This window comes from Thalassobacterium sedimentorum, from assembly GCF_031127905.1.
Lineage (GTDB): Bacteria > Verrucomicrobiota > Verrucomicrobiia > Opitutales > Coraliomargaritaceae > Thalassobacterium > Thalassobacterium sedimentorum.
Map to the genome: position 1 here is coordinate 1 of NZ_JARXIC010000031.1, position 21,643 is coordinate 21,643.

Here is a 21,643-nt window from a genome sequence, read left to right on the forward strand (position 1 = left end):
CGTGTCATACGCCTATTTGGTAATGGGTGGATTCGCGCTTCAGTAAACGCTACTTGAGACCACTACATGCGCATTAATTATGAGAATCGGTATTAGGACCAAACTTTTTTCATATTGGTATAAGTAGACACAAAAAATCCCCAATGCTGTTTTACGGCAAATTGGGGGATTAATAATTTGTTCTGCGGAGCAAAATGGCGGAGAAGGCGGGATTCGAACCCGCGGAACCCTTTTGAGGTTCACTTCTTTAGCAAAGAAGCGCTTTCGGCCACTCAGCCACTTCTCCTTACCAGACCGAGGAGACAATCTCTCCGCTGGCAGAGTTCAACCCTAAATTTCGATAATATCCAATTTTTTATGCGGCCGCGGATTTGGGCTGTCCCTGACGGTCTTTGGCGATCAACATATAGATGCTGGGCAGGAAGAGTAGGGTGAGCACACTACCGATGGCCATGCCGCCTACGACGACGAGTCCAATGGAGTTGCGGGCTTCGGCACCGGCACCTGTCACGAGCACGAGTGGGAAGTGGCCGGCCACGGTCGCCACGGAGGTCATCAGCACGGGGCGTAGGCGCACCTTGGCGGCCTCGGTGATGGCTTCGAGTTTGGATTTACCTTCGCGTTGCAATTCGTTGGCAAATTCGACAATCAAAATGCCGTTCTTGGCGACCAGACCAATCAAAGTGACTAGTCCGACTTGTGAGTAAATGTTGAGTGTGGTGGTCATGCCATTGGTCCAGAAGGGCACGCCGGGCGCATTAATCTGCATGGATGTGAAAATCAGCGCACCAAACATAGCTAAGGGTACTGAGCCTAGTAAGATAATGAAGGGGTCGCGGAAGCTGTTGAATTGCGCGGCCAAGACTAGAAAGATCAATAGTAGTGCGAGTCCGAACGCGGGCAGGAAGGTGTTGCCTTCTTTGCGCAGCTGGCGGGCTTCGCCGGAGTAATCGTAGCGGTAACCTTCGGGCATGAGTGCGTCGGCTTCTTTTTCCAAGAAGCTGAGTGCTTCGTCCAGTGGGCGTATGGCGATGCCGCTCAGCTTGACGGCGTTGAATTGCTGGAAGCGATTGAGTGAGCGGGGCTGGGCGCTGTAGTCGAGGTCGGCTACGGTGCTCAGTGGAATGAGTTCTCCTTGGCCGCCGGTGATGTAGATGTCTTGCAACTGGTCGGGGTTGAGGCGTGCCTCGCGCTCGATTTGCGGGATCACCTTATAGCTGCGGCCACCGATATTGAATCGATTCACATAGCCGCCGCCGACCATGGCGCCGAGGTCGGCACCGACTTGCCGTAGGTCGAGCCCCAGCGCGCTGACCATGTCGCGATTCACGGAGAAGCGTGCTTGTGGCTGGTCGATCTTGGTGTCGATGATGGGCGGAAAAGCGAACATGCCGCTCATGGTGGCCTTTTGTTGGAGTTGCTGGGCCACTTCAAGGATCTGTTCGGGCTCTGCGGTGGAGAGCAGCAGGAAGTTCATCGGAAAGTTTTCTGCGCCACCGGGCAGTGGATCGGGTGTGGTGGCAAAGAGGTTCACGCCGGCGATGCTGCCGAGGCTTTGTTGCACTTCAGGCAAGACTTCGAAGGCGTTGCGCTCACGCTCCGTCCAGGGAGCGAGCACCATGCCGCTGAAACCACCTGCTGGGGTGGTGAGCTGGAAGGAGTGCCGGGTTTCGGGCATCGAAAAGAAGATCTCGTTGACGCGCTCGGTGTAGCGCAGGTTTTCATCGATTACCTGATTGGCGGGCGCATCCACGATACCGAAGATGACACCTTGGTCCTCCTTGGGTGCGAGTTCCTTGGAGGAGAACATAAACATCGGCACGCAGAATAGCGTGAGTGCGAGCCAGGCTCCGTAGATGACCCAGCGACTTTGTAGGGAAACGGTCAATACAGCACCATAAACGGAGCGGATGCGCTCAAAGCCGCTGTTGATCAGCTTGGCCAGTCCTTTGTGTTCGCCGGAAGTAATGACCTTCGAGCACAGCATGGGGCTGAGTGTCAGCGCCACCACGGAGGAGACGATCACCGCGCCCGAGAGTGTGAGTGCGAATTCCTGAAAGAGCGAGCCGGTGAGTCCGCCCTGGAAGGCCACTGGTAGATACACGGCGACCAGAACTAGCGTGGTGGCGATGACGGGGCCGATGAGTTCGCGCACGCCTTGCAGCGCAGCGTTGATCGGGTTCATGCCTTCTTCCAGGTGACGTTCGATGTTTTCCACCACGATGATGGCGTCGTCCACCACGAGCCCGACCGACAGCACGATGGCCAGCAGGGTCAGCAGGTTGATGGTGAAGCCGAATACCTGCATGAGAAAGACGCCTCCGATCAAAGAAATTGGGATGGCCAGCACCGGCACCAGCACCGTGCGTATGCGCCCCATGAAAAGGAAGATGACCACCATCACGATGATCAAAGTCTCTGTCAGGGTCGAGATGACCTCGCTAATCGACTCTTCGATATAAACAGTGGAGTCGTAGCCGATCTCCGCTTCCAGGCCGGTTGGCAATTCCGCGCGGATTGAGTCCAGCTCATTTCTGACTTCGCGGATCACGTCGACCGTATTGGCATTGGGCAGCACTTGGATGCCCATGAAGACTGCTTGTTGGCCGGAGAAGCGAACCTCGGTTTCGTAATTTTCACCGCCCAGTTCGACTTCGGCGATGTCGCGTAAGCGGACGATGTCGGTGCCTTTGTTTAGAATGGTCAGTTGCTCGAAGTCTTCGACTGTATTGAGGTCGGTGTCGGTGGTCAAATTGACGCGCACCAGATTGCCCTTGGTTTGCCCGACTGCCGCGAGATAATTATTGGCGGCCAGTGCGGTGCGCACTTGAGTGGCGGTCACGCCGAGCGCAGCCATGCGCTGCGGATCCAACCAGATGCGCATGGCAAAGGTGCGGCCACCGAGGATTTCGGCTTCTTGCACACCTGTGACAGCGGAGAGTCGCGGTTGCACCACTCGCACCAGGTAGTCGGTGATTTCGTTGGCTTCCAGGATGTTTGATGTGAAGGAGAGGTAGGCTGCCGCGCGCGCACTGTTGGCCGATTCGATGTTAATGATTGGTACTTCCGCTTCTGGAGGAAGATCGCCGCGCACTTGGTCTACCTTGGAACTAACTTCTGCCAGGGCTTTGGTGGAGTCGTAGTTAAGTTCCAAGCGTACTGTAATCGTGGAGAGGCCCTGTGCACTGGAAGAGCTGATGTAGTCGATGCCGTCTGCCGTAGCGATGGCGCGTTCCAAGGGTGTAGTGATGAAGCCGCGCACGAGGTCCGCATCGGCACCTACGTAGACAGTCGATACCGTGATCGACGCGTTCTCGCTCTCCGGGTATTGGCGCACCGTGAGCGTGCTAATCGCCTGCAAGCCTGCGATGATTATAATCAGCGAGACCACCAGCGAGAGCACGGGGCGCTTAATGAAAATGTCTGTAAATGCAGTCTGCATGGCAAAGAAGCGTTACGAGTTGTTGACGCCTGGAGCCAGTTGCGCTTGAGGCTCGAGATCGTTGTTGATCGTGATCGCCGCGCCGTTACGTAGCTTGAAGGCACCCGAAGATACGATACGTTCATCGGCTGTCACTCCGTCTAGCACACTCACAAAGTCACCGCGTGAGCGGCCGATGCGGATAAACTTCTGTTTGACGATTAAGCGCTCACCGCTGCCGTCTTCATTTTGTTGAGGTTCGACTACATAGACAGAGTTGCCATAAGGCGCGTAAAGTATCGCAGTTGAAGGAATCAGCAGCACCTCCTCAGTCTGTTCGGAGACCAGTTCGATGTTGACGAAAAGGCCACTGCGCAAGAGCGATTCAGGATTGTCGATGGTACCTTGGAGCGCCACTGAGCGGGTGCTGGGATCGATCACCGGACTGATCGCTGTAAGCTGGCCGACAAATGTTTGCTCCGGATAGGCATCGCTGGTGACATCCAGCTTCATGCCGGTATTGATTTTAGATAAGGTCTTTTGTGGCAAGGAGAAATTCACGTATACTTGCTCGTCCGCTTGTAGGCTGACGATTGGCGAGCCCGTTGGTACGTATTGCCCTAAGTTGATTTGGCGAATGCCGACACGGCCATCAAAAGGGGCGACAATTGTCTTACGGTCGATGAGTGCTTTCAGGTTTTGGATTTCCGCTTGTGCACGTTCCATGTCCGCCGCCGCGCGATCCAGGTCGGACTGCGGCACATTGCCGCTCTGGCGTAAACGAGTCGCGCGCTCAAACTCTGTTTGAGTGAGTTGCACGGTGGCTTCAGCCGCGCGTAGCTGTGCTTTCTCCACATCGATATCGAGTTGCACCAGCAGATCGCCCGCTTTCACTTCTTGACCATTCTCGAAATTGATTGAGTCAACGACGCCCGCGCTTTCGGTTTCGATTAAGATGCCACGCACTGGTTCAATCGAGCCGACGGATTTATATCGAGTCTCCCATGTGTCCGTGCGTGGTGTCGTGACTGATACCGTGCTGGGAGGAGGCCCCCCGTTTTTGCCCGCTTCGGCCATCGCACTAAACTGCCCGAGTTTAGTGATGACCAATCCCGCGAGGATCGCGCCGACGCCGACGATCACGGCGATGATGAAAATAATTTTCTTACCCATGCTAGTAGTTATTGAAAGTCGCAGCTCAAATTTATGTGAGTCGCCTATACAGTCGGCAAAAAATCAGAAGACAAACACTTGTTCGAAAATAAATGAAAAAAAGTAAAAAACTCAGTTGACGAGTTTAAAAAAGGCTCCCTTAATCCCGCCTTTCTCAAGAGTGGCCGGATAGCTCAGTCGGTAGAGCAGAGGACTGAAAATCCTTGTGTCCCCAGTTCGATTCTGGGTCCGGCCACCACTTGTGAAAATAAGCTAACTCGTTCCATGTTATCGAGAGGCAACTATATTTTCTGCTCGGGTGGTGAAATTGGCAGACACGCCAGATTTAGGTTCTGGTGCCGTAAGGCGTGAGGGTTCAAGTCCCTCCCCGAGTACTTTTAAAAGCGCTTCGATTAGTCGAAGCGCTTTTTTGTTTTTGAGGAACTACATCCGGGGTTGGCTACGAGATCTATAAGGCGTATTAATGTCTTATCTAAATGTCGATATGTTCGACGATTTCAAGGTCATAGCCGTCAATACCGACGACTTTGCGTTGGGTGCTGGCCATTAGGCGGATTTGCTTGAGGCCTAAGTCGACTAAGATTTGGGCGCCGATTCCGTAGTCGCGGAAGTCCATCTTTGTCGGGCCCACGTCTTTGAGTGAGGTTTGATCTTTATCTTCGATGACTCGAATGCCGCCTTGTGGTTGCTCGATGTAGAGAAGCACGCCGTGTCCTTCTTGTGCGATGCGTTCCATGGCGGCATTAAGTGAGTTGTAGCCGCCCAGCGTTTTGGAGCGAAAGATATCACCGAGTAGGTTCTCGCTCTGAACACGTACCAGGGTGGGCGCTTCGCTGAGCTCGCCCATACTGAGTGCGAGGTGTTGGCGGTTGTCCAGGATGCTGCGGAAAATGTGTAGATCAAAAGTGCCGAATTCGGATTCGAATGGCTTGGTGAGCACGTGTTCGATGAGTTTGTCGCGAGTGTGACGATACTCAATGAGATCTGCGATGCAGATGAGTTTTAAGTTATGCTTCTTTTTATACTCGATCAGGTAGGGCAAGCGAGCGGAGGCGCCTTCTTCATTTAGAATTTCGCAAATGACGCCTGCAGGATTCAGACCAGCAAGTTGTACGAGGTCGACCGCGGCCTCGGTGTGGCCAGCGCGTTGCAGGACGCCGCCTGGCTTGGCACGCAGTGGAAACACGTGGCCAGGTTGCACCAGCATGTCCTGGTGGGATTTGGGATCGCCGAGAATACGGATGGTCTCGGCGCGATCATAGGCGCTGATGCCTGTGGTGATGCCTTCGGCGGCATCGACGGAGATGGTGAAGTCGGTCTGGTGCGACTCGCGGTTTTCCGAGGCCATACGGTTGATTCCGAGGCGGCGCAACTGATGCGAGAGCATCGGCACGCAGATCAATCCGCGAGCGTGCATGATCATTTGATTGACCGCTTGTGGTGTGACTTTCTCGGCAGCCATTACGAGGTCACCCTCGTTTTCGCGGGATTCGTCATCGGTTACGATGACCATTTTACCGGCGGCGATATCGGCGATCGCAGATTCAATGCTATCGAAAGGGTTGTCTAAACTAGGTACTGTGCTCATGGGAAAGTGTCCGGAGTCGGGTTGAATGAAAGGAAGGGAGTATTTTCAGGAAATTGCGTGGCGCAATCGTCTTTTATAGAAAGGGCTGGATTAGATTTGCCAAAGTCGACGGGGCACAAAATTCTTTGCGCTTATGGCAGAAGGAAAAAAGCAAGCGACCTGGGGCGGACGGTTCTCCGAAGGCCCCGCAGAATTGATGCTCCGCATCGGTGAATCCGTATCATTTGATCAACGGCTGGCTCCGTTTGATGTGCAAGGCAGTAAAGCGCAAGCAGCCATGTTGGCGCATGTCGGTATTATTACAGATGAAGAGCGCGACGCGATTCAGGCTGGGCTTGACGCCATTTTGGCTAAAGTCGAGGCCGGCGAGTTTTTCTGGGACCCTGAGCTGGAGGATGTCCACATGAACATCGAGCAAGCGCTAACACAGGAGGTGCCAGCGGCCGCCAAACTACATACGGCACGTAGTCGTAACGACCAAGTGGCGACTGATATGCGGCTGTGGTTTAAGTATGCCTGTGATGAGGTGGACGCCTCTTTGGCTGCAGTGATCGCTTCTTTGGTCGATCTTGCTGAGAGAACACAGACGGTCATTATTCCGGGGTATACTCATTTACAACGTGCGCAACCTGTGTCGATGGCGCATCATCTATTGGCCTATGTGGAAATGTTTGCGCGTGACCGCACTCGCATCGCGGCGGTTAAAGAGCAGGCGAATGTCTGCCCACTAGGTTCGGGCGCGATTGCGGGCACCACATTGCCGATCGATCGTGAGTTTGTGGCTAATGAACTTGGTTTCGTTGACGCGCAGGGCCGGCCACAGGTCACCCAGAACAGTATGGATGCCGTGAGTGATCGCGATAGCTTTATTCAATTTGCTTCTGCCTGTGCCTCGATCGGTGTGCATCTTTCACGTCTTGCTGAAGATTTTATCTTGTGGAGTAGCGCGGAGTTCGGATTTGTTAAATTGCCAGATGCATTCACGACCGGTTCCAGCTTGATGCCGCAGAAAAAGAATCCCGATGCCTTTGAGTTGATTCGTGGTAAATCAGCACGTTTGACCGGGAATTTGCAAATGCTGCTGACCATGGTTAAAGGTCTGCCCTTGACCTATAACCGCGACCTGCAAGAGGACAAACCGCCAGTTTTTGATAGTTTTGATCAAACCGTATTGATCCTCGACTGTGTGGCCGCCTGCTTGCCGGGGGTTCAAGCAGATGCCAAGCGTTGTGCAGCTGCAGTGGCGGACCCCGCGTTACTGGCGACGGATGTGGTGGATTATTTAGTCAAAAAGGCGGTGCCATTTCGCGAAGCACATCATGTGGTGGGTGCCTTAGTCGGGCTTTCTGAGCAGTTGGAAACGCCACTGAATGAACTGCCTTACGAAAAGGTAGCGAAGATTCACGCTGCACTCGGTGCGGACTGGATAGATGCCTTTGATTTAGGTAAAGCACTCGCTGCGCGTGATAAGCCCGGCATGCCGGGGCCCGATCAAGTTGCTGCGCGCATCGAGCACTGGCGGCAGAAGTAGGAATTCTTCGTCGTCGGGTTGGCTCTGCCGGCCGGTCGTGCTTACGGTGCTGGGCGGCGAAGCCAACCCAGCTACGGCAGAATGCTGTAGATTTTGGGTATGATCTTGTTGTTTGTGTGCAGATCGCCTATGTATTTGGCATGGAGACGCCTTACGGGAACCGGATTGTCGGTGTCGGCTATAAGCAGTTGCCTCATATGGTTGCTGAGTTTGGGCGTTATGCGGTGACGATCCGATGCGCCAACTCTTTGCCTCAGGTGATTGTGCAGCAACTGAATGTGATTTATCAGGCTCAACAAGCGGTGGGTGCGCATTCGGAGGATTCGAAGCTGTTACAAAGAAAGCTCTTTCTGACATTGGAGAAGTATGCCGACCAGGGGCTGGGCTTCGCTCCGTTTGCAGACTCCTTGGCTGCGGAGTGGCTGCAATCGTTTCTAGCCTCTTATGAGCGAGATGGGCTTCGTTTCTCCGCTTGGGTAATTATGCCAAATCATTTGCATCTACTAACCGAGCCGGTCGCTTTTGCATCAGTTGAATCGTTTATGAATGCCTGGCAGGCTTTTAAGGGGATGAGCGGAAAAGAGTTGAATCGCTTACTCCGGCGGTCGGGATCTTTTTGGCAAACTGAGTGGTATGATCGTCTGATTCGCGATGAAGTTGAGTATCGAAAGTGGGTGGAGTATTTGGCTTCGAATCCAGTGAAAGCAGGGTTATGTCGTGAAAGAGATGAGTTTTCTTATCAGTTCGGGCTGTCGTAGCTGGATTGGCTTTGCCGCCCGGTTGTGTTTTCGGGCTGGGCGGCGGAGCCAACCCAGCTACGTCGGATGTGAGATTAACCGCTTGTCGTTTCGGGCCTTATTTCGGATACTGCTGCTTTCCTCTAATTATGAAGGCTCTCTTTAATCTCTTTTTCGCTGCGCTCCTCTCTACGCTCGGTTGCACTGCTGAGGAACCGCAGCCGCAAAGTGCTGATATTGAGCCTTTTGTTCATTGGCTACTCGATGATGGTGGTCGTTTGGAGGATGTCCGTTTTGCGGCGGTCGCGGAAGCGGTGTCTGCTTGTCAGGTGTTGCCAGTCGACGCATCGGATCCAGTTGATGCCGCTATGCTTGCGCATGTGCAGACGACGCTGGATGCGATGTTGCTAGAGTTGGCACAGTCTGATAACTCGATCCACACAGTGGGGCGGGTGAATGAGATCAGTCGTCATGTGGAGGATTTTTTGCTGGCGCATCTAAACGAGGCCGATGGCTACGAGTGCTCGATCCCGCCTAATGCGTCGGGCAAAGAACAACGTTCGGGCTATCCGGATCTGCGTTTGGAGCACTCGGCGAGCGGACGCGTTTTTTACATCGACCCAAAGGTCTATAAGCAGGGGAGCGAAACTAGTCGCTTTCGCACTTTCTACTTCGAGCCAAAGCGTGAGACCAATAAGATTTTAGACGATGCGTCGCATCTGATTGTTGGTATCGCACACGGGGGCAAGGTGGATGGGCGCTGGCAACTGAACGCGTGGAAGGTAGTCGACTTGATCAACTTTCGTGTGCGGCTCAAAGCAGAGTTTCAGTCCAGTAACCGTGAGCTGTATCAGGCAGATGCAGTGCTGAGTGAAAGCGGGACTGAGTGATTATTCGTTGACCAACTCGATACCGTTTTCTGTGATGAGGATGCGGCGCTGCTTATACAGTCTGCCCAACCCTTGCTTGAAAGCCTTTTTGCTCGTGTCGAAGGTGGCGCGGATGGCTTCGGGAGTGCTCTTGTCGTTGAAAGGCATTGCACCGCCGGCAGCTTCAAGCTTTTCGAGGATGATCTGACTGACGCCGTCCACTCGGCCGTAGCCGGAGGGATCGCGACGGAGGTCAATTTTACCGTCGTTGTGAACCTTTTTAATATAGCCAGTGAATTGGTCGCCGGGTTCGAGTTGGTCGGAGGTCTCTTGGTGGTAGAGCAGGCCGCGGTAGCGTTTATCAATGATGGATTTGAAACCGAGCGGCGAGTCGCCGTAAATCAGCACGTGCACGGCATCGCCGACTTCGTAAGGTGGTTTTTCAGCCGGCAGGTGGTTGTGCAGGCGAGTGGAGGCGACTACGCGATTAGTATATTCGTCGACATAGACGGCAACAATGGCACCGTCGCCTTCAGTGAAGTGGGTGTTGCCTTGTTCGCGATAGGGGAGCAGGAGGTCTTTACTCAAACCCCAGTCGAGAAAGGCACCTGCGGTGGGGTGCACGCTGATCACTTCAAGATAGGCAAACTCGCCAGCTTGAGCGTAGGGCTTTTCCGTGGTCGCGACCAAGCGATCTTCTGAGTCGTTATAGACGAATACTTCGACTTCGCTGCCGATGCTCATGTCCGGTGTGACGTAGCGTGTGGGCATGAGGATTTTGTCATGCGGTCCGCCGTCGAGGTAGAGGCCGTGGTCGCTTTTATCGAGCACGGTAAGTGTGTTGTATCTGCCGATGTTTGCCATTGTATGGAGTGAATGCTAATGAATGCGTGTTTCGAGCTCGCGCACGAGTTCAATCAGGAGCTTGTTTTCGCCGCCGAGTTGTTCGAGTGCGGTGATCGCGGCTTCGGTGTGGCGCTTGGCTTCCAGGTGTGCGCCTTCGATGCCGTGAAGTGCCACATAAGTGGATTTGTCGGCGGCAGCATCGTTACCGACTGGTTTGCCCATGGTTTCCGGGTCGGAGGTGGCGTCGAGGATATCGTCGACGATTTGAAATGCGAGTCCCAGGTGGTAGCCGGCCTCTTGCACTAGTTGGATTTGCGTAGGGGATGGCTCGCAGAAAAAGAGCCCCATCTTGAGCGCGGCGGTGAGCAGGGCGGCAGTCTTGTTTTCGTGAATATAGCGCAGGGTGTCGGCGTCGAGTGGCTTACCTTCGTTATCGATGTCTTCTTGTTGACCACCTATCAGACGTTCGCTGCCGCTGGCATCGGCCAGTTCGCCAATCAGGCGGGTCGCGAGTGTGGGCTGGTCGCCGTAGGCGCGGGCAAGTAGTTGAAAGCTGTAGGTGAGCAGCGCATCACCGGCTAATACTGCGGTGGCCTCGTCGAACTGTGCGTGGCAACTCGGGCGTCCGCGGCGTAGATCGCTGTTATCGATGGAGGGCAGGTCGTCGTGGATCAGGGTGTAGGTGTGCAAGCACTCGATGGCAACGGCCGCGGCGACGGGGTCGGCTTTTGAGTGGAACAGCTCACTAGCGGCAAAGAGCAGCGCGGGACGGATGCGCTTGCCGCCGGCTTTCATGGAATAGCGCATGGCGGCGTGCAGCTTGGCCGGACGGGCGTCGGCAGCGGGTAATAGTTGATCGATGCCGCTTTCTACACGTGTACGATACTCATCCAATTTTTCTTTTAATACGGGATTCACTACGATAGCTTAGAGCATACTTTATATGAAGGAAACGCCAATATTCGAAGAAGTTTGTTATCGCCTGCTTAAATTGCCGAGTTTTTGGAGCAATTTCTTGATTGGCGGTTTGTTGTCTTTTGTGCCGATCGTGAATCTATTGGCCTTCGGTTATTTGTTCCGGGTGTCGCGCGCGGTGCGTAAGACGGGGGCGCCGCAGATGCCTAATTGGCCTAATTGGCCTAGTTTGCAGCATTGGCAGGATTGGCAGGGATTGTTTAAGGATGGCTTACGTTTTGCGGTAGTCTGGTTTGGCTATTGGCTCTTGCCGCTGCTGGTGGCAGCCTGTGTGTCATGGTTGATGGCATTGATTGGACTGGGTGCTTTGAGCAATGTTCTTCTACTGTCGGTGGTGTTGCTGGCTACAGTTTTATTTAGTTCCGCGCTGTATCGTTATAATATGCGTAAAGACTTTAAAGATTTACTGGATGTCGCGCTTATTTTGAGAATGAGTTGGATGGAATTGCCGCGCTTGATAGTGCCCGCCTTGGTTTTTTTAGGCTTACTGGTCTTGTTGCTTCCGTTTTATGGTTTCGCGCTTTTTGGTGGCTTCCTAATGTTCATTACTTATACCAGCTTGCGTTATCGCCGCTTCGAGCACAATAAATCCTCCACATTTTAAATTACCCTAATTATGTCTGCTGCTGCGTCTGAAAAATCACCAAGTGCCTTTGGGCTTTTCTTTTATGCGCTATTAATGGCTCTACTGGGTGCCTTTCTGGGCTTTGTTTACATGGTGACTTTTCCCGCGCAGGCATTTTCCAGTCAGGCGGAGTATGAGGCTTATCAGGTTGAATTAGCTGCGAAAGAGGAGCTGTCGACATTCGCTAAACCAGGGCATGCTTATTATATTGAGGGGCCAGTATTAAGTTCCGTGACGTGGGAGCAGAAGCGTGAACAATTAGCGACTGCTGGGGCGCAGAAAGTTGAATTGAGTAGTGGCGAATTGAATGCATGGATGAATCGTATCTTTCGTTCGGGAATCGCACCCACTGATGAGGATCAATCCGGCATACTTGTGGTGCCAGGAGTGCCGAACTTCGGAATCGTTGATACTGGGGAGGTCTATATTAACCTTCCAACTTCGATTGCCGCTTTTGGCGCCAGTGAGGATTTTATCGTGTCTATTCGTTGTGCTTTGGCTTCCGATTCCTTACAGATCCGTTCTGTGAGTGTGAGCAGTGCGCAGGTGCCGCTCCCTGATGTATTGGGGGCGTGGATGGTTGACTTACTTCTACAAGGCTACCGAGCGACGGAAGAATATAAGATTCTGTCCGAAGCGTTTGAGCGTGCTGAATCGGTGGAAGTCGCGGATGGCTCGATCATCTTCCAATTGCGCTAGTTGCTGAGTATGTTGCGTGCTTTCGTCATTCGGATACTTGTTGCATGGCTGCTGTGCACGAGTCTAGGAGCATCTCTGGCATTGGGAGCTACTGGGCAGAGTGGCTCAGATATACGTACCATGCGTAATAATCACTTTGAAGTCATCGGCATGGATTTGCGTTCTATATCCTATGTCAATGAATTGAGTGCCTATGCTGTGCAAATTGCTCAGCGCTACTTGGATCGTGAGGGACTGGCCTTTCCCCGCACAATACTAATTAGTTTGCGACCGGAGGGGAGTGTGGATTTCGAGGGGGATTACCGTATCCAAGTGGCAGAGCGCAGTTCTGTTTTATTAGATTTGCGCTGGGAATCTTCGATGACACTGGAAGTGGCTTGTCGGGCGATCACGGAGGCTTTGTTGCTGCAGTATGCGCTCTATAATTATGGTAAGGAGGCCGCTTTCAATCTACGTACTTGGGCAGTTGCCGCTTTGGCGGGCGAAGTGTATTATGCGCTGCGTCCAGCCCAGTTTGTTGAGTTGTTGCAACGTTCTCGTGCAAATCCTGACCTGTTGCTGTCTCCACTGCTGGAATCCGCTTTACGCGAGCGTGACTCTTCTATCGAAGAGACGTCTGCATATTGGATCATATCGGCGATGAAGTCCAGTCGTCTGGAACGACCAGTGATTCGTAGCCTTTTTCAGCAAGCGCTTGCCGGTATTAATATTGAGACTGCTTTAACTGCGGCTGTGCAGCCCCTTGCACCGACCGCGGAACCCGTGAGTGGACAGGCTTGGTTTTCAGCTCAGTTGGAACAATTGCTGGGGCAGGAGCACGATGTGATTGAAGCTATGAATGTATCACGTGATTGGCTCAGTGCTTTAGTGCGCTTGGAGGCACCCCTGGTTTTAGAGTCCGGAGAGGTGACGCTTAATTTGCGGACACTTTGGAAGTATCGCGCCGAGCCTCAGGTGCAGGAGTTTATTCAGGCCCGTTATGAAATACTGCGATTGCGTATGTCGCGCATTAATCCAGCTTATTTTAATCCGGCTCGATCGCTGGGAGTGCTTTTTGAGGGGATTTTAAGTGATGCACCGTCCTATAAGTATCTGCATTCGCTCACAATTTACCTTAGTGATTGGGAGGATGCCAAGGAAATGCAGGAAGAAATCGAACGGCGCTTGTAGTTTGTTCGATTTTTATGTGCATTATTTTATTTCTTAACTTGTTTAATTTGAGCTTCTTATGTTTTTCGAAGGCTGTTCGACTAAAAAAAATGCGTAGAAATTGAACGCAGCAAGGGGGAGTGCGTCTATTAAAACATATATCTTAGTAGTTTTAAGTTTGTTGTTTGTTTAAGCGCCGTCTCTTGCGAGGGACGGCGCTTTGTTTTGCACATTGCACATGTGGACTAGACAAAACTGTATCTGCGCTCAATATCGCGTTTTTTATGAAGATTTACTTAAATGATCAATTAGTCGATGCCGATCAGGCCAAGGTTTCCGTTTTCGATCACGGATTGCTCTACGGAGATGGGATTTTTGAAGGGATTCGCCTCTATGATGGCTGCGTATTTAAACTCGAGGAACACCTCGAGCGTTTAGAATATTCGGCGAAGGCTATCATGTTGAATATGCCATGGTCGCGTCAGCAGATATCTGATGCAGTCTGTGAAACCTGCCGCGCGAATGGCTTGCAGAATGGCTATATCCGTTTGGTCGTGACGCGTGGGGTTGGTAGCCTTGGGCTCTCGATTAAGAACTGTGATCAGCCTCAGTTAATTATTATTGCAGATACCATTCAGCTTTATCCCAAGGAGTTCTACGAGAATGGCCTGCCTATCATCACAGTGCCGACTCGCCGTTGTAATCCAGCTGCCTTACCGCCTACAGTTAAATCACTTAATTATTTAAACAACATTTTGGCAAAAATTGAAGCGCAGCACCTGGGCTTCCAAGAGGCGATTATGTTGAATGATCAAGGCTATGTTGCCGAGTGTACTGGAGATAATGTTTTCATTATCCACAAAGGAGAGTTGATCACTCCGTCGGCCAGTGCCGGTGCCTTGCGTGGTATCACCCGTGATACCACTCTTGAGATTGCAGAAGAACTCGGGATTCCATGGCGCGAGGCCAATATGACACGTTATGATGTCTGGGTCGCCGATGAACTCTTTTTGACCGGTACCGCGGCAGAAATCGTGCCCATTGTTGAGGTCGACGCTCGTAAGATCGGCGACGGCAAGCCCGGCCGAATAACCGCTAAGTTCCTTGAAGCTTTCCGTCGTCGAGTCTGCGTTGAGGGCACGAAGCTTTAGATTGCTGCCGTTTGCACCAGGATTGGCACAATTTCTGCAAATTGATGTCAAAATTACGTGAACCCGCCGAATCCTCGGAGTCGCATCGCTAGAAAATACGCTTTAGCTTTGCGATCCCGAGAGGCATCGATATTCTAACATCATGGCCGAAAATTTGAAGTGTAGTCATTGTAGCAATCCCGCCACCGTCCACCTGACTCAGATCGTCAATAATAAGATTATTAAAGTCGATCTCTGTGAGTCCTGTGCACAGGCTAAAGGAGTGACCGACCCAGAAGGTTTCTCTTTGGCTGATTTGCTCTCGAAGACCCATCTTACGCCAGAAGGTGGCGAACCCCAAATCACATGCACTGCCTGTGGTTTGACCACCGCTGACTTCCGGCGCACCGGACGCTTGGGCTGCGCAGCTTGCTATACTAGCTTTATCCCGTTGGTACGACCTGTGTTGGAGGATATGCATGCGGGAACAGTGCATAAGGGCAAGGTGCCTGAGGTTGCATACAGCCGGCAAACCAGTGCGGCTCAGTTGCAGGATCTGGAAGAGGCACTGCAGCGAGCGATATCGGAAGAGGCTTATGAGGATGCAGCTAAATATCGTGACCAAATTCAGGCGATCAAAGAGGCAGTAGATGCGGAGGCGGTGCAGTCATGATTGAATCTTTAATCAAAGCTGATAACGCCGAACTGACTCAAGGCACCAAGAAGGGCTCACCTGTGGTGCTGAGCACGCGTGTGCGACTTGCACGAAATTTAGTGGGCACACCGTTCCCTGAGCGTGCCAATTCGGCACAGAGGAGTGACGTAATGACCAGGTGCGCCGAGCAGATTGCGGATCTGACTCAAATGAAGCATGGCGCTTTCTTTGATATTGCGGAACTGACTGACTTGGAAAAACAGGTCTTGGTGGAGCGTCATCTAATCAGTCGCGAACTCTGTGAATCGAAGTCTGGCTCCGGCGTTTTTATTAACAAAGATCAAACATGTTCAGTGATGATCAATGAGGAGGATCATCTGCGGATTCAGTTTTTGAAGACCGGCTTCAGTCTTCGTTCAGTTTGGAAGCAGATTGATCGTTTTGACTCAGGTTTAGAAACGGGTCTGGATGTCGCGTTTTCTCCCGAGTTTGGTTATCTAACAGCCTGTCCGACCAACTTGGGAACTGCTTTACGAGCCTCAGTTATGATGCATTTGCCGGGACTGGTTATCTCTGAGCATATGGATAAGGTGATTCGCGCGGTGAACCAGCTCGGTATTACGGTTCGCGGCTTATTTGGCGAAGGTTCGGATGCGACGGGCCACGTTTTTCAAATCTCCAATCAGCAAACATTAGGCGAGAGTGAAGGGGAGATTATGTCGCGCCTAGGCAGTGTCTTTAAGACGATTATCGATCACGAAATTAATGCCCGCTTTAAGTATTTAGAAGAGAACAGTGCTCGCCTGTTGGATCAGATCGGTCGTGGTTTTGGTATTCTACAGAATGCCCATGTGCTCAATTCAAATGAGGCGATGAATTTGCTTTCTTTGATGCGCTTGGCTGTGGATTTTGAGATGCTTCCTGAAGCAAATCGTTCCGACATCGATCGTCTCTTTATTGAGTGTCAGCCAGGCCACATTCAATATGCTGCAGGGGAGGGCATTGAACCAGATGCCCGTGACCTTTGCCGCGCTGACACACTCCGGGAAGAATTTGCCCGTTTACCTGCACTCGATTTTGACAAGGTCAAGAACCTAGGTTAGTTATATTCACACGACGCTTTTATGGAACCTATGAACAATTTTACCCCCCGCGCACAACAAGTTTTAGCTCTCGCCCGTAAGGAGGCCGATCGCTTTCACCATAACTACGTGGGTACTGAACACTTACTACTCGGCTTGATCAATCTCGGTCAGGGGGTCGCTGTTAACGTGCTCCAGAAAATGGGGCTCGATTTACAGACCGTGCGCTCTGCCGTCGAGAAGCAGGTTGGTACGGGCCCCGAGAGTAAACCTTCGGGCAATATTCCTTATACGCCGCGTGTTAAAAAAGTGTTGGCTCTAGCAGGGAAGGAGGCCAAGGCACTGAATCATTCTTATGTCGGAACTGAGCACATTTTATTGGGCCTCTTACGTGAAGGTGAGGGAGTGGCCGCGCGTGTTTTGAAGTCGTTGGATGTGGATATCGAACGTTGCCGTAATGAGATACTAGCGGAGTTGGATCCTAATTTTTCCGGTGACTCGGAAGAGGCTGCAGCCGCGGGCAATAAAGCCGGTAGCCCGGAAGATAAGAAAGATAGCAAGACGCCTGCGCTTAAAGCCTTTGGCCGCGATCTGACCGAATTGGCGAAGAAGGGTGAATTGGACCCTGTGATTGGTCGTGCTGAAGAAATCCGTCGGGTTGTGCAAATTCTCTGTCGGCGCACTAAGAATAATCCAGTTTTGATTGGCGAAGCAGGTGTGGGAAAGACTGCCATTGTTGAGGGGCTCGCACAGGAGATTGCATCTGGAATTGTGCCTGAAATTTTGGCGGACAAGCGCGTGATTACGTTGGATCTGGCTCTGATGGTTGCGGGCACGAAATATCGTGGTCAGTTTGAGGAACGGATTAAGGCGGTAATGGATGAAATTCGTCGCGCTAAGAACGTGATTATCTTTATCGATGAGCTGCATACGATTGTTGGTGCTGGCGCGGCTGAAGGGGCCATGGATGCGTCTAACATTTTCAAGCCTTCGCTGAGTCGCGGAGAGTTGCAGTGCATCGGTGCCACAACCTTGGCCGAATACCGTAAGTACATTGAAAAGGATAGTGCGTTGGATCGTCGCTTTCAATCGGTTAAAGTGGAAGCACCTTCGATTGAGGACACTATTCTCATTCTCAAGGGAATTCGTGGTAAGTATGAGGATCACCACAAGGTCACCTTTACAGATGGTGCTCTGGAGGCGGCTGCCAAGCTTTCCGAGCGCTATATTACCTCACGTTTTTTACCTGATAAAGCCATTGATATTCTCGATGAGGCAGGCGCACGCGCGCGTATCGAATCTCTGAAGCAGCCACCTGAAATTGAGGCGATGACAGCTGAAATTGAAGCGGTGTGCGCTAAGAAGGAAGATGCGATTGCTAAGCAGCATTTCGAGGGTGCGGCAAAGCATCGGGATGAAGAAAAGCAATTGCGTAAAAAGCAGGCTGAAATCATTGAAGAATGGAAGAAGACCCGTGAAGAAAATCGTTTGGTGGTCGATGAGGAAGAGATGCTGCAAGTGGTCGCTGCTTGGACCGGAATTCCGCTTTCCCGGATGGAAGAAGCCGAAAGTAAGAAACTCTTGAAGCTGGAAGCTGAGTTGCAGCGTGAGGTGATTGGACAAACCATAGCAACTGAGGTGATTTCCAAGGCGCTTCGGCGTTCGCGTGCGGATCTCAAAGATCCCAAACGTCCGATTGGCTCATTTATGTTCCTGGGGCCAACTGGTGTTGGTAAGACCTTGCTAGCTAAGGTGCTGGCTGAGGAAATGTTCGGTGATAAGGATGCGATCATTCAGATCGATATGTCTGAATATATGGAGAAGTTTGCTGTTTCACGCTTGGTTGGCTCGCCCCCAGGGTATGTCGGCTATGAAGAAGGCGGTCAGCTGACTGAAGCTGTGCGTCGCAAGCCTTACTCTGTGGTGCTCTTTGACGAAATTGAGAAGGCGCACCCTGATGTCGTTCAGCTGTTATTGCAGGTGCTTGAAGAGGGGCGGCTGACAGATAGTTTGGGGCGTAAGATCGACTTCCGAAATACCATTTTGATTATGACTTCGAATGTCGGTGCCGACATTTTGCAGCGCAATACCTCGATGGGATTTGGTATCGAAAATAACGCTGAAAATGAATACGAGAAGATTCGTGAAAAGATTCTCGATGAGACCAAACGCGTCTTTAAGCCTGAGTTTTTAAATCGTTTAAACGATTTGGTGATTTTCAAGTCGCTTGCCCGTGAAGATATGAAGGCCATTGTGGAGCTTGAGTTGCGTAATGTGTCCGATCGCCTCAAGGAGCGTGAGCTCGAGTTTGAGTTTAGTGATGCATCTAAGAGCTTCTTAATTGATAAGGGGTATGACGAGAAATACGGTGCGCGTCCGCTGCGTCGTGCTGTGGAGAAGTACCTTGAAGATTCATTGGCCGAAGCGATTCTTTCTGGTGCAATTAAACCCGGGGAAGTGATTCGGGTCAGCGTCGATGAAGAAGCTAAGGGCTTAAAGTTTGAGCAAGAGCAACCTGTGTCTTCCTAAGCCGGTTCGGTCAGGAGGTCTAAGTCTCATGCCTTGCTTGGTTTATGTCGTTCTCGCTAAGCCACGTCCCGCAGTCGATGATTGTTAGATCGTAGGCGGGTTGACTGGTCGCCCGCTCCGAGCCTAGGTATGCGCCAAATAGGCCCCGAGCGGCCAGCCGTCCCTGTCACGCAAAGAAACTATTCGTCCATTCCAGCAACATGCTGGAGGTGGTCCGCCATCGTATGTAGCGTGTGATTGCTGTAGTGACGGCTCATACCACTTCGAAAAAAGTTTGAAGCTAATCGAGATGTTGTGGGTAGCTTCGGTTCTCAGAACCGGAGAGATGCCGCTCGCCCCCGAAACTGAGTTTCGAGGTTACCTTTGGGACCGTCTATTCGGCCATGCATGCTTAGAATTGGTATGAGTGATAGTGAGTGACAATGTGCGGGCAAAGTGTGTCACATGTCTGCGCCACCTGCATTATCAGTGTGACATGAAGTGTGCCATGTTGGCGTGGATTTTTATCCTGTATGCATCGATTTAAAATTGTTATTTTAATTATCTCATTGTTTATGAGTGGCTTACGTAATAGTTTCTGTGGTGGCATTCGGAGTGCTTACTGCTTGGCATGGGTAAAATAATTGGAATTGATTTAGGAACAACGAACTCCTGCATGTCTGTCATGGAAGGCGGGGAGGCGGTTGTTATACCAAATTCGGAGGGCGCACGCACCACTCCTTCAGTCGTGGCATTTGCCAAGAACGGTGAGCGTCTCGTCGGTCAAGCGGCGAAGCGTCAGGCTGTGACCAATCCGAGCAATACGATCTTTTCGGCGAAACGTTTCATCGGCCGCAAGTTCGACGAAGTGCAGGAGGAAGCAGAGTCGCTTCCTTATAAAGTGGTCTCCGGTAAAAACGGCGACGCTTACATTGAAGCTGAAGTGAATGGCAAAACAGAGACTTTCGCACCAGAGCAAATTTCTGCCATGGTCCTGCAAAAGCTCAAGGCCGACGCGGAGGCATACCTCGGTGAAAAAGTCACTGAAGCTGTGATCACCGTGCCTGCTTACTTTAATGATGCGCAGCGTCAGGCAACTAAGGATGCCGGTCAGATTGCAGGTCTGGAAGTGAAGCGTATCATCAATGAGCCAACTGCAGCCGCACTTGCGTATGGTCTGGATAAGGGCCAGGACGAAGTGATCGCTGTGTATGACTTGGGTGGGGGCACATTTGACGTCTCGATCCTTGAGATCGGTGATGGTGTCTTCGAAGTTAAAGCGACCAACGGTGACACACACCTCGGTGGTGATAACTGGGATAGCGCTTTGATCGATTACTTGATCGCTGAGTTCAAGAAGAGCGATGGCATCGACCTGCGCACTGATAAGATGGCGCTGCAACGCTTGAAGGAAGAGGGCGAAAAAGCTAAGATCGCTCTGTCCTCAACACAAAGCACCGACATCAACCTTCCGTTCATTACTGCAGACGCATCAGGTCCAAAGCACCTGAACATCACACTTTCACGTTCCAAGCTGGAGCAAATCTGTGATTCGCTCTATCAGCGCACCATCGCTCCTTACGAAGCTTGCTTGAAGGATTCTGGCCACAGCAAGTCCGAAATCGGCGAGCTGGTGCTGGTCGGTGGTATGACACGTGCGCCTAAGGTGGTGGAGATTGCTAAAAACCTCACTGGTAAAGCACCGCACCAAGGTGTGAACCCCGACGAAGTTGTCGCCATCGGTGCGGCGATTCAAGGCGGCGTGCTACAAGGTGATGTGCGCGACGTGCTCTTGCTCGACGTGACTCCGCTTACATTGGCGATCGAAACGGCCGGTGCAGTGGCCACGCCTATGATCGAGCGTAACACCACGATCCCAACCAAGAAGAGCCAAACTTTCTCGACCTACGCCGACAACCAAACTGCGGTGGACATCAAAGTCCTCCAAGGTGAGCGTCCTATGGCGAAGGATAACAAGATCCTGGGTAACTTCCGCCTCGACGGCATCCCTGCGGCATCACGCGGCACACCTCAGATTGAAGTGACTTTCGATATCGATGCCAATGGTATCCTCAACGTCAGCGCTAAGGATCAAGGCACAGGTAAGGAGCAAAAGATCACGATCTCCGGTTCTTCCGGTCTGGATAAGGACGAAGTCGAAAAGCTGAAGCGCGAAGCCGAAGCACACGCTGCTGAAGACGAAGCGCTCAAGGCACGCGTCGAAGCTCGCAACGAACTCGACAACATCGTCTACCAAGCCGAAAAGCAAATCAGCGACATGGGCGACAAGATCCCGGCCGACAAGAAGACTGAGCTCGAAGGCGCAATCGCCGAAGCGAAGGCAGTTCTTGAAAATCAAGAAGCCGATGCCGAAGCTCTCAAGGCTCCTAAGGAAAAGATCATGGAAATCATGCAGTCTTTCGCGGAAGACCTCTACAAAGCACAGGCTGCTGAAGCCGGCGCCGCTCCAGAAGGCGACGCTGCTGCGGGTGCTGAGCCCAAGCAAGCTGAAGATGCGGATACCGTTGATGCCGACTTCGAAGTCGTCGACGAAGAAGACAAGAAATAAGCTTTTAACAAGTCGCGCCCAGACCATCCGTTTGAGCGCGGCTTTTTGTTAAAAAACATAAATCTCCAAAAACATACATAAAAACA

Annotated in this window: 16 protein-coding genes and 3 tRNA genes; 13 read left to right on the forward strand and 6 right to left on the reverse strand. The window is 51.9% G+C overall.

Annotated features, from left to right (window positions below; genetic code table 11):
• Window positions 1-195 precede the first annotated feature (195 nt).
• The 3 genes from QEH59_RS14900 to QEH59_RS14910 form a co-directional block, all read right to left on the reverse strand.
• Window positions 196-286: transfer RNA gene (locus tag QEH59_RS14900), tRNA-Ser, on the reverse strand.
• Window positions 287-355: 69 nt separating this feature from the next.
• The gene (locus tag QEH59_RS14905; RefSeq protein WP_308986178.1) at window positions 356-3,442 is read right to left on the reverse strand and encodes an efflux RND transporter permease subunit; all 3,087 of its coding nucleotides are present in this window, start codon (window positions 3,440-3,442) and stop codon (window positions 356-358) included.
• Between the two features lie 12 nt (window positions 3,443-3,454).
• Complete coding sequence (locus QEH59_RS14910) at window positions 3,455-4,594, reverse strand: efflux RND transporter periplasmic adaptor subunit (RefSeq protein WP_308986179.1); 1,140 nt, start codon at window positions 4,592-4,594, stop codon at window positions 3,455-3,457.
• A 162-nt stretch (window positions 4,595-4,756) separates the two neighbouring features.
• Between QEH59_RS14910 and QEH59_RS14915 the strand changes: the two genes are divergently transcribed.
• Window positions 4,757-4,832: transfer RNA gene (locus QEH59_RS14915), tRNA-Phe, on the forward strand.
• Window positions 4,833-4,886: 54 nt separating this feature from the next.
• Window positions 4,887-4,968 (forward strand) — tRNA-Leu (locus tag QEH59_RS14920).
• A 98-nt stretch (window positions 4,969-5,066) separates the two neighbouring features.
• On the opposite strand, the gene ribB is transcribed toward QEH59_RS14920, so the two are convergent.
• On the reverse strand, window positions 5,067-6,182 hold the full coding sequence (gene ribB / locus QEH59_RS14925) for a 3,4-dihydroxy-2-butanone-4-phosphate synthase (protein WP_308986180.1): 1,116 nt from the start codon (window positions 6,180-6,182) through the stop codon (window positions 5,067-5,069).
• 133 nt (window positions 6,183-6,315) lie between these two features.
• On the opposite strand from ribB, the gene argH reads away from it, so the two are divergent.
• The 3 genes from argH to QEH59_RS14940 all read left to right on the forward strand — a co-directional run bounded on the left by argH (window position 6,316) and on the right by QEH59_RS14940 (window position 9,340).
• Complete coding sequence (gene argH / locus QEH59_RS14930) at window positions 6,316-7,713, forward strand: argininosuccinate lyase (protein ID WP_308986181.1); 1,398 nt, start codon at window positions 6,316-6,318, stop codon at window positions 7,711-7,713.
• Between the two features lie 116 nt (window positions 7,714-7,829).
• The gene (locus tag QEH59_RS14935) at window positions 7,830-8,471 is read left to right on the forward strand and encodes a transposase (protein ID WP_308986182.1); all 642 of its coding nucleotides are present in this window, start codon (window positions 7,830-7,832) and stop codon (window positions 8,469-8,471) included.
• Window positions 8,472-8,599: 128 nt separating this feature from the next.
• Complete coding sequence (locus tag QEH59_RS14940; protein ID WP_308986183.1) at window positions 8,600-9,340, forward strand: hypothetical protein; 741 nt, start codon at window positions 8,600-8,602, stop codon at window positions 9,338-9,340.
• Here QEH59_RS14940 and QEH59_RS14945 read toward each other — a convergent pair whose 3' ends face one another.
• Together QEH59_RS14945 and QEH59_RS14950 are read right to left on the reverse strand one after the other, a co-directional pair.
• Window positions 9,341-10,183: a CvfB family protein gene (locus QEH59_RS14945; RefSeq protein WP_308986184.1), complete on the reverse strand. Its 843-nt coding sequence runs from the start codon at window positions 10,181-10,183 to the stop codon at window positions 9,341-9,343.
• A gap of 15 nt (window positions 10,184-10,198) precedes the next feature.
• Window positions 10,199-11,083 carry a polyprenyl synthetase family protein gene (locus QEH59_RS14950; RefSeq protein ID WP_308986185.1) on the reverse strand — a complete coding sequence of 295 codons (885 nt, stop codon included), beginning with the start codon at window positions 11,081-11,083 and terminating at the stop codon, window positions 10,199-10,201.
• Between the two features lie 25 nt (window positions 11,084-11,108).
• On the opposite strand from QEH59_RS14950, the gene QEH59_RS14955 reads away from it, so the two are divergent.
• From QEH59_RS14955 to dnaK, 8 genes are all read left to right on the forward strand, one after another.
• Window positions 11,109-11,744, forward strand: coding sequence for a DUF4013 domain-containing protein (locus tag QEH59_RS14955; RefSeq protein WP_308986186.1), 636 nt, complete (start codon window positions 11,109-11,111; stop codon window positions 11,742-11,744).
• A 12-nt stretch (window positions 11,745-11,756) separates the two neighbouring features.
• Window positions 11,757-12,464 (forward strand): hypothetical protein, encoded by a 708-nt coding sequence (locus tag QEH59_RS14960; RefSeq protein ID WP_308986187.1) that lies wholly within the window; start codon window positions 11,757-11,759, stop codon window positions 12,462-12,464.
• A 120-nt stretch (window positions 12,465-12,584) separates the two neighbouring features.
• Window positions 12,585-13,634 (forward strand): hypothetical protein, encoded by a 1,050-nt coding sequence (locus QEH59_RS14965; protein ID WP_308986188.1) that lies wholly within the window; start codon window positions 12,585-12,587, stop codon window positions 13,632-13,634.
• 263 nt (window positions 13,635-13,897) lie between these two features.
• Window positions 13,898-14,764 carry a branched-chain-amino-acid transaminase gene (ilvE, locus tag QEH59_RS14970; protein WP_308986189.1) on the forward strand — a complete coding sequence of 289 codons (867 nt, stop codon included), beginning with the start codon at window positions 13,898-13,900 and terminating at the stop codon, window positions 14,762-14,764.
• A gap of 142 nt (window positions 14,765-14,906) precedes the next feature.
• On the forward strand, window positions 14,907-15,416 hold the full coding sequence (locus QEH59_RS14975; protein WP_308986190.1) for a UvrB/UvrC motif-containing protein: 510 nt from the start codon (window positions 14,907-14,909) through the stop codon (window positions 15,414-15,416).
• Window positions 15,413-16,501 (forward strand): protein arginine kinase, encoded by a 1,089-nt coding sequence (locus QEH59_RS14980; protein ID WP_308986191.1) that lies wholly within the window; start codon window positions 15,413-15,415, stop codon window positions 16,499-16,501. The genes QEH59_RS14975 and QEH59_RS14980 overlap by 4 nt, the downstream gene beginning before the upstream one ends.
• Before the next feature lie 21 nt (window positions 16,502-16,522).
• The gene (locus tag QEH59_RS14985) at window positions 16,523-19,009 is read left to right on the forward strand and encodes an ATP-dependent Clp protease ATP-binding subunit (RefSeq protein WP_345785351.1); all 2,487 of its coding nucleotides are present in this window, start codon (window positions 16,523-16,525) and stop codon (window positions 19,007-19,009) included.
• Between the two features lie 610 nt (window positions 19,010-19,619).
• Window positions 19,620-21,557 carry a molecular chaperone DnaK gene (gene dnaK / locus QEH59_RS14990; protein WP_308986193.1) on the forward strand — a complete coding sequence of 646 codons (1,938 nt, stop codon included), beginning with the start codon at window positions 19,620-19,622 and terminating at the stop codon, window positions 21,555-21,557.
• Window positions 21,558-21,643 lie beyond the last annotated feature (86 nt).

What these genes read in the sequence shown, in the direction of transcription:
- ribB (WP_308986180.1), bottom strand. Translation starts at nt 6,182, where the DNA reads ATGAGCACAGTACCTAGTTTAGACAACCCTTTCGATAGCATTGAATCT.
- dnaK (WP_308986193.1), top strand. Translation starts at nt 19,620, where the DNA reads ATGGGTAAAATAATTGGAATTGATTTAGGAACAACGAACTCCTGCATG.
- QEH59_RS14905 (WP_308986178.1), bottom strand. Translation starts at nt 3,442, where the DNA reads ATGCAGACTGCATTTACAGACATTTTCATTAAGCGCCCCGTGCTCTCG.
- QEH59_RS14980 (WP_308986191.1), top strand. Translation starts at nt 15,413, where the DNA reads ATGATTGAATCTTTAATCAAAGCTGATAACGCCGAACTGACTCAAGGC.
- QEH59_RS14955 (WP_308986186.1), top strand. Translation starts at nt 11,109, where the DNA reads ATGAAGGAAACGCCAATATTCGAAGAAGTTTGTTATCGCCTGCTTAAA.
- ilvE (WP_308986189.1), top strand. Translation starts at nt 13,898, where the DNA reads ATGAAGATTTACTTAAATGATCAATTAGTCGATGCCGATCAGGCCAAG.
- QEH59_RS14975 (WP_308986190.1), top strand. Translation starts at nt 14,907, where the DNA reads ATGGCCGAAAATTTGAAGTGTAGTCATTGTAGCAATCCCGCCACCGTC.
- QEH59_RS14945 (WP_308986184.1), bottom strand. Translation starts at nt 10,183, where the DNA reads ATGGCAAACATCGGCAGATACAACACACTTACCGTGCTCGATAAAAGC.
- QEH59_RS14910 (WP_308986179.1), bottom strand. Translation starts at nt 4,594, where the DNA reads ATGGGTAAGAAAATTATTTTCATCATCGCCGTGATCGTCGGCGTCGGC.
- QEH59_RS14940 (WP_308986183.1), top strand. Translation starts at nt 8,600, where the DNA reads ATGAAGGCTCTCTTTAATCTCTTTTTCGCTGCGCTCCTCTCTACGCTC.
- QEH59_RS14965 (WP_308986188.1), top strand. Translation starts at nt 12,585, where the DNA reads ATGCGTAATAATCACTTTGAAGTCATCGGCATGGATTTGCGTTCTATA.
- QEH59_RS14985 (WP_345785351.1), top strand. Translation starts at nt 16,523, where the DNA reads ATGGAACCTATGAACAATTTTACCCCCCGCGCACAACAAGTTTTAGCT.
- QEH59_RS14960 (WP_308986187.1), top strand. Translation starts at nt 11,757, where the DNA reads ATGTCTGCTGCTGCGTCTGAAAAATCACCAAGTGCCTTTGGGCTTTTC.
- argH (WP_308986181.1), top strand. Translation starts at nt 6,316, where the DNA reads ATGGCAGAAGGAAAAAAGCAAGCGACCTGGGGCGGACGGTTCTCCGAA.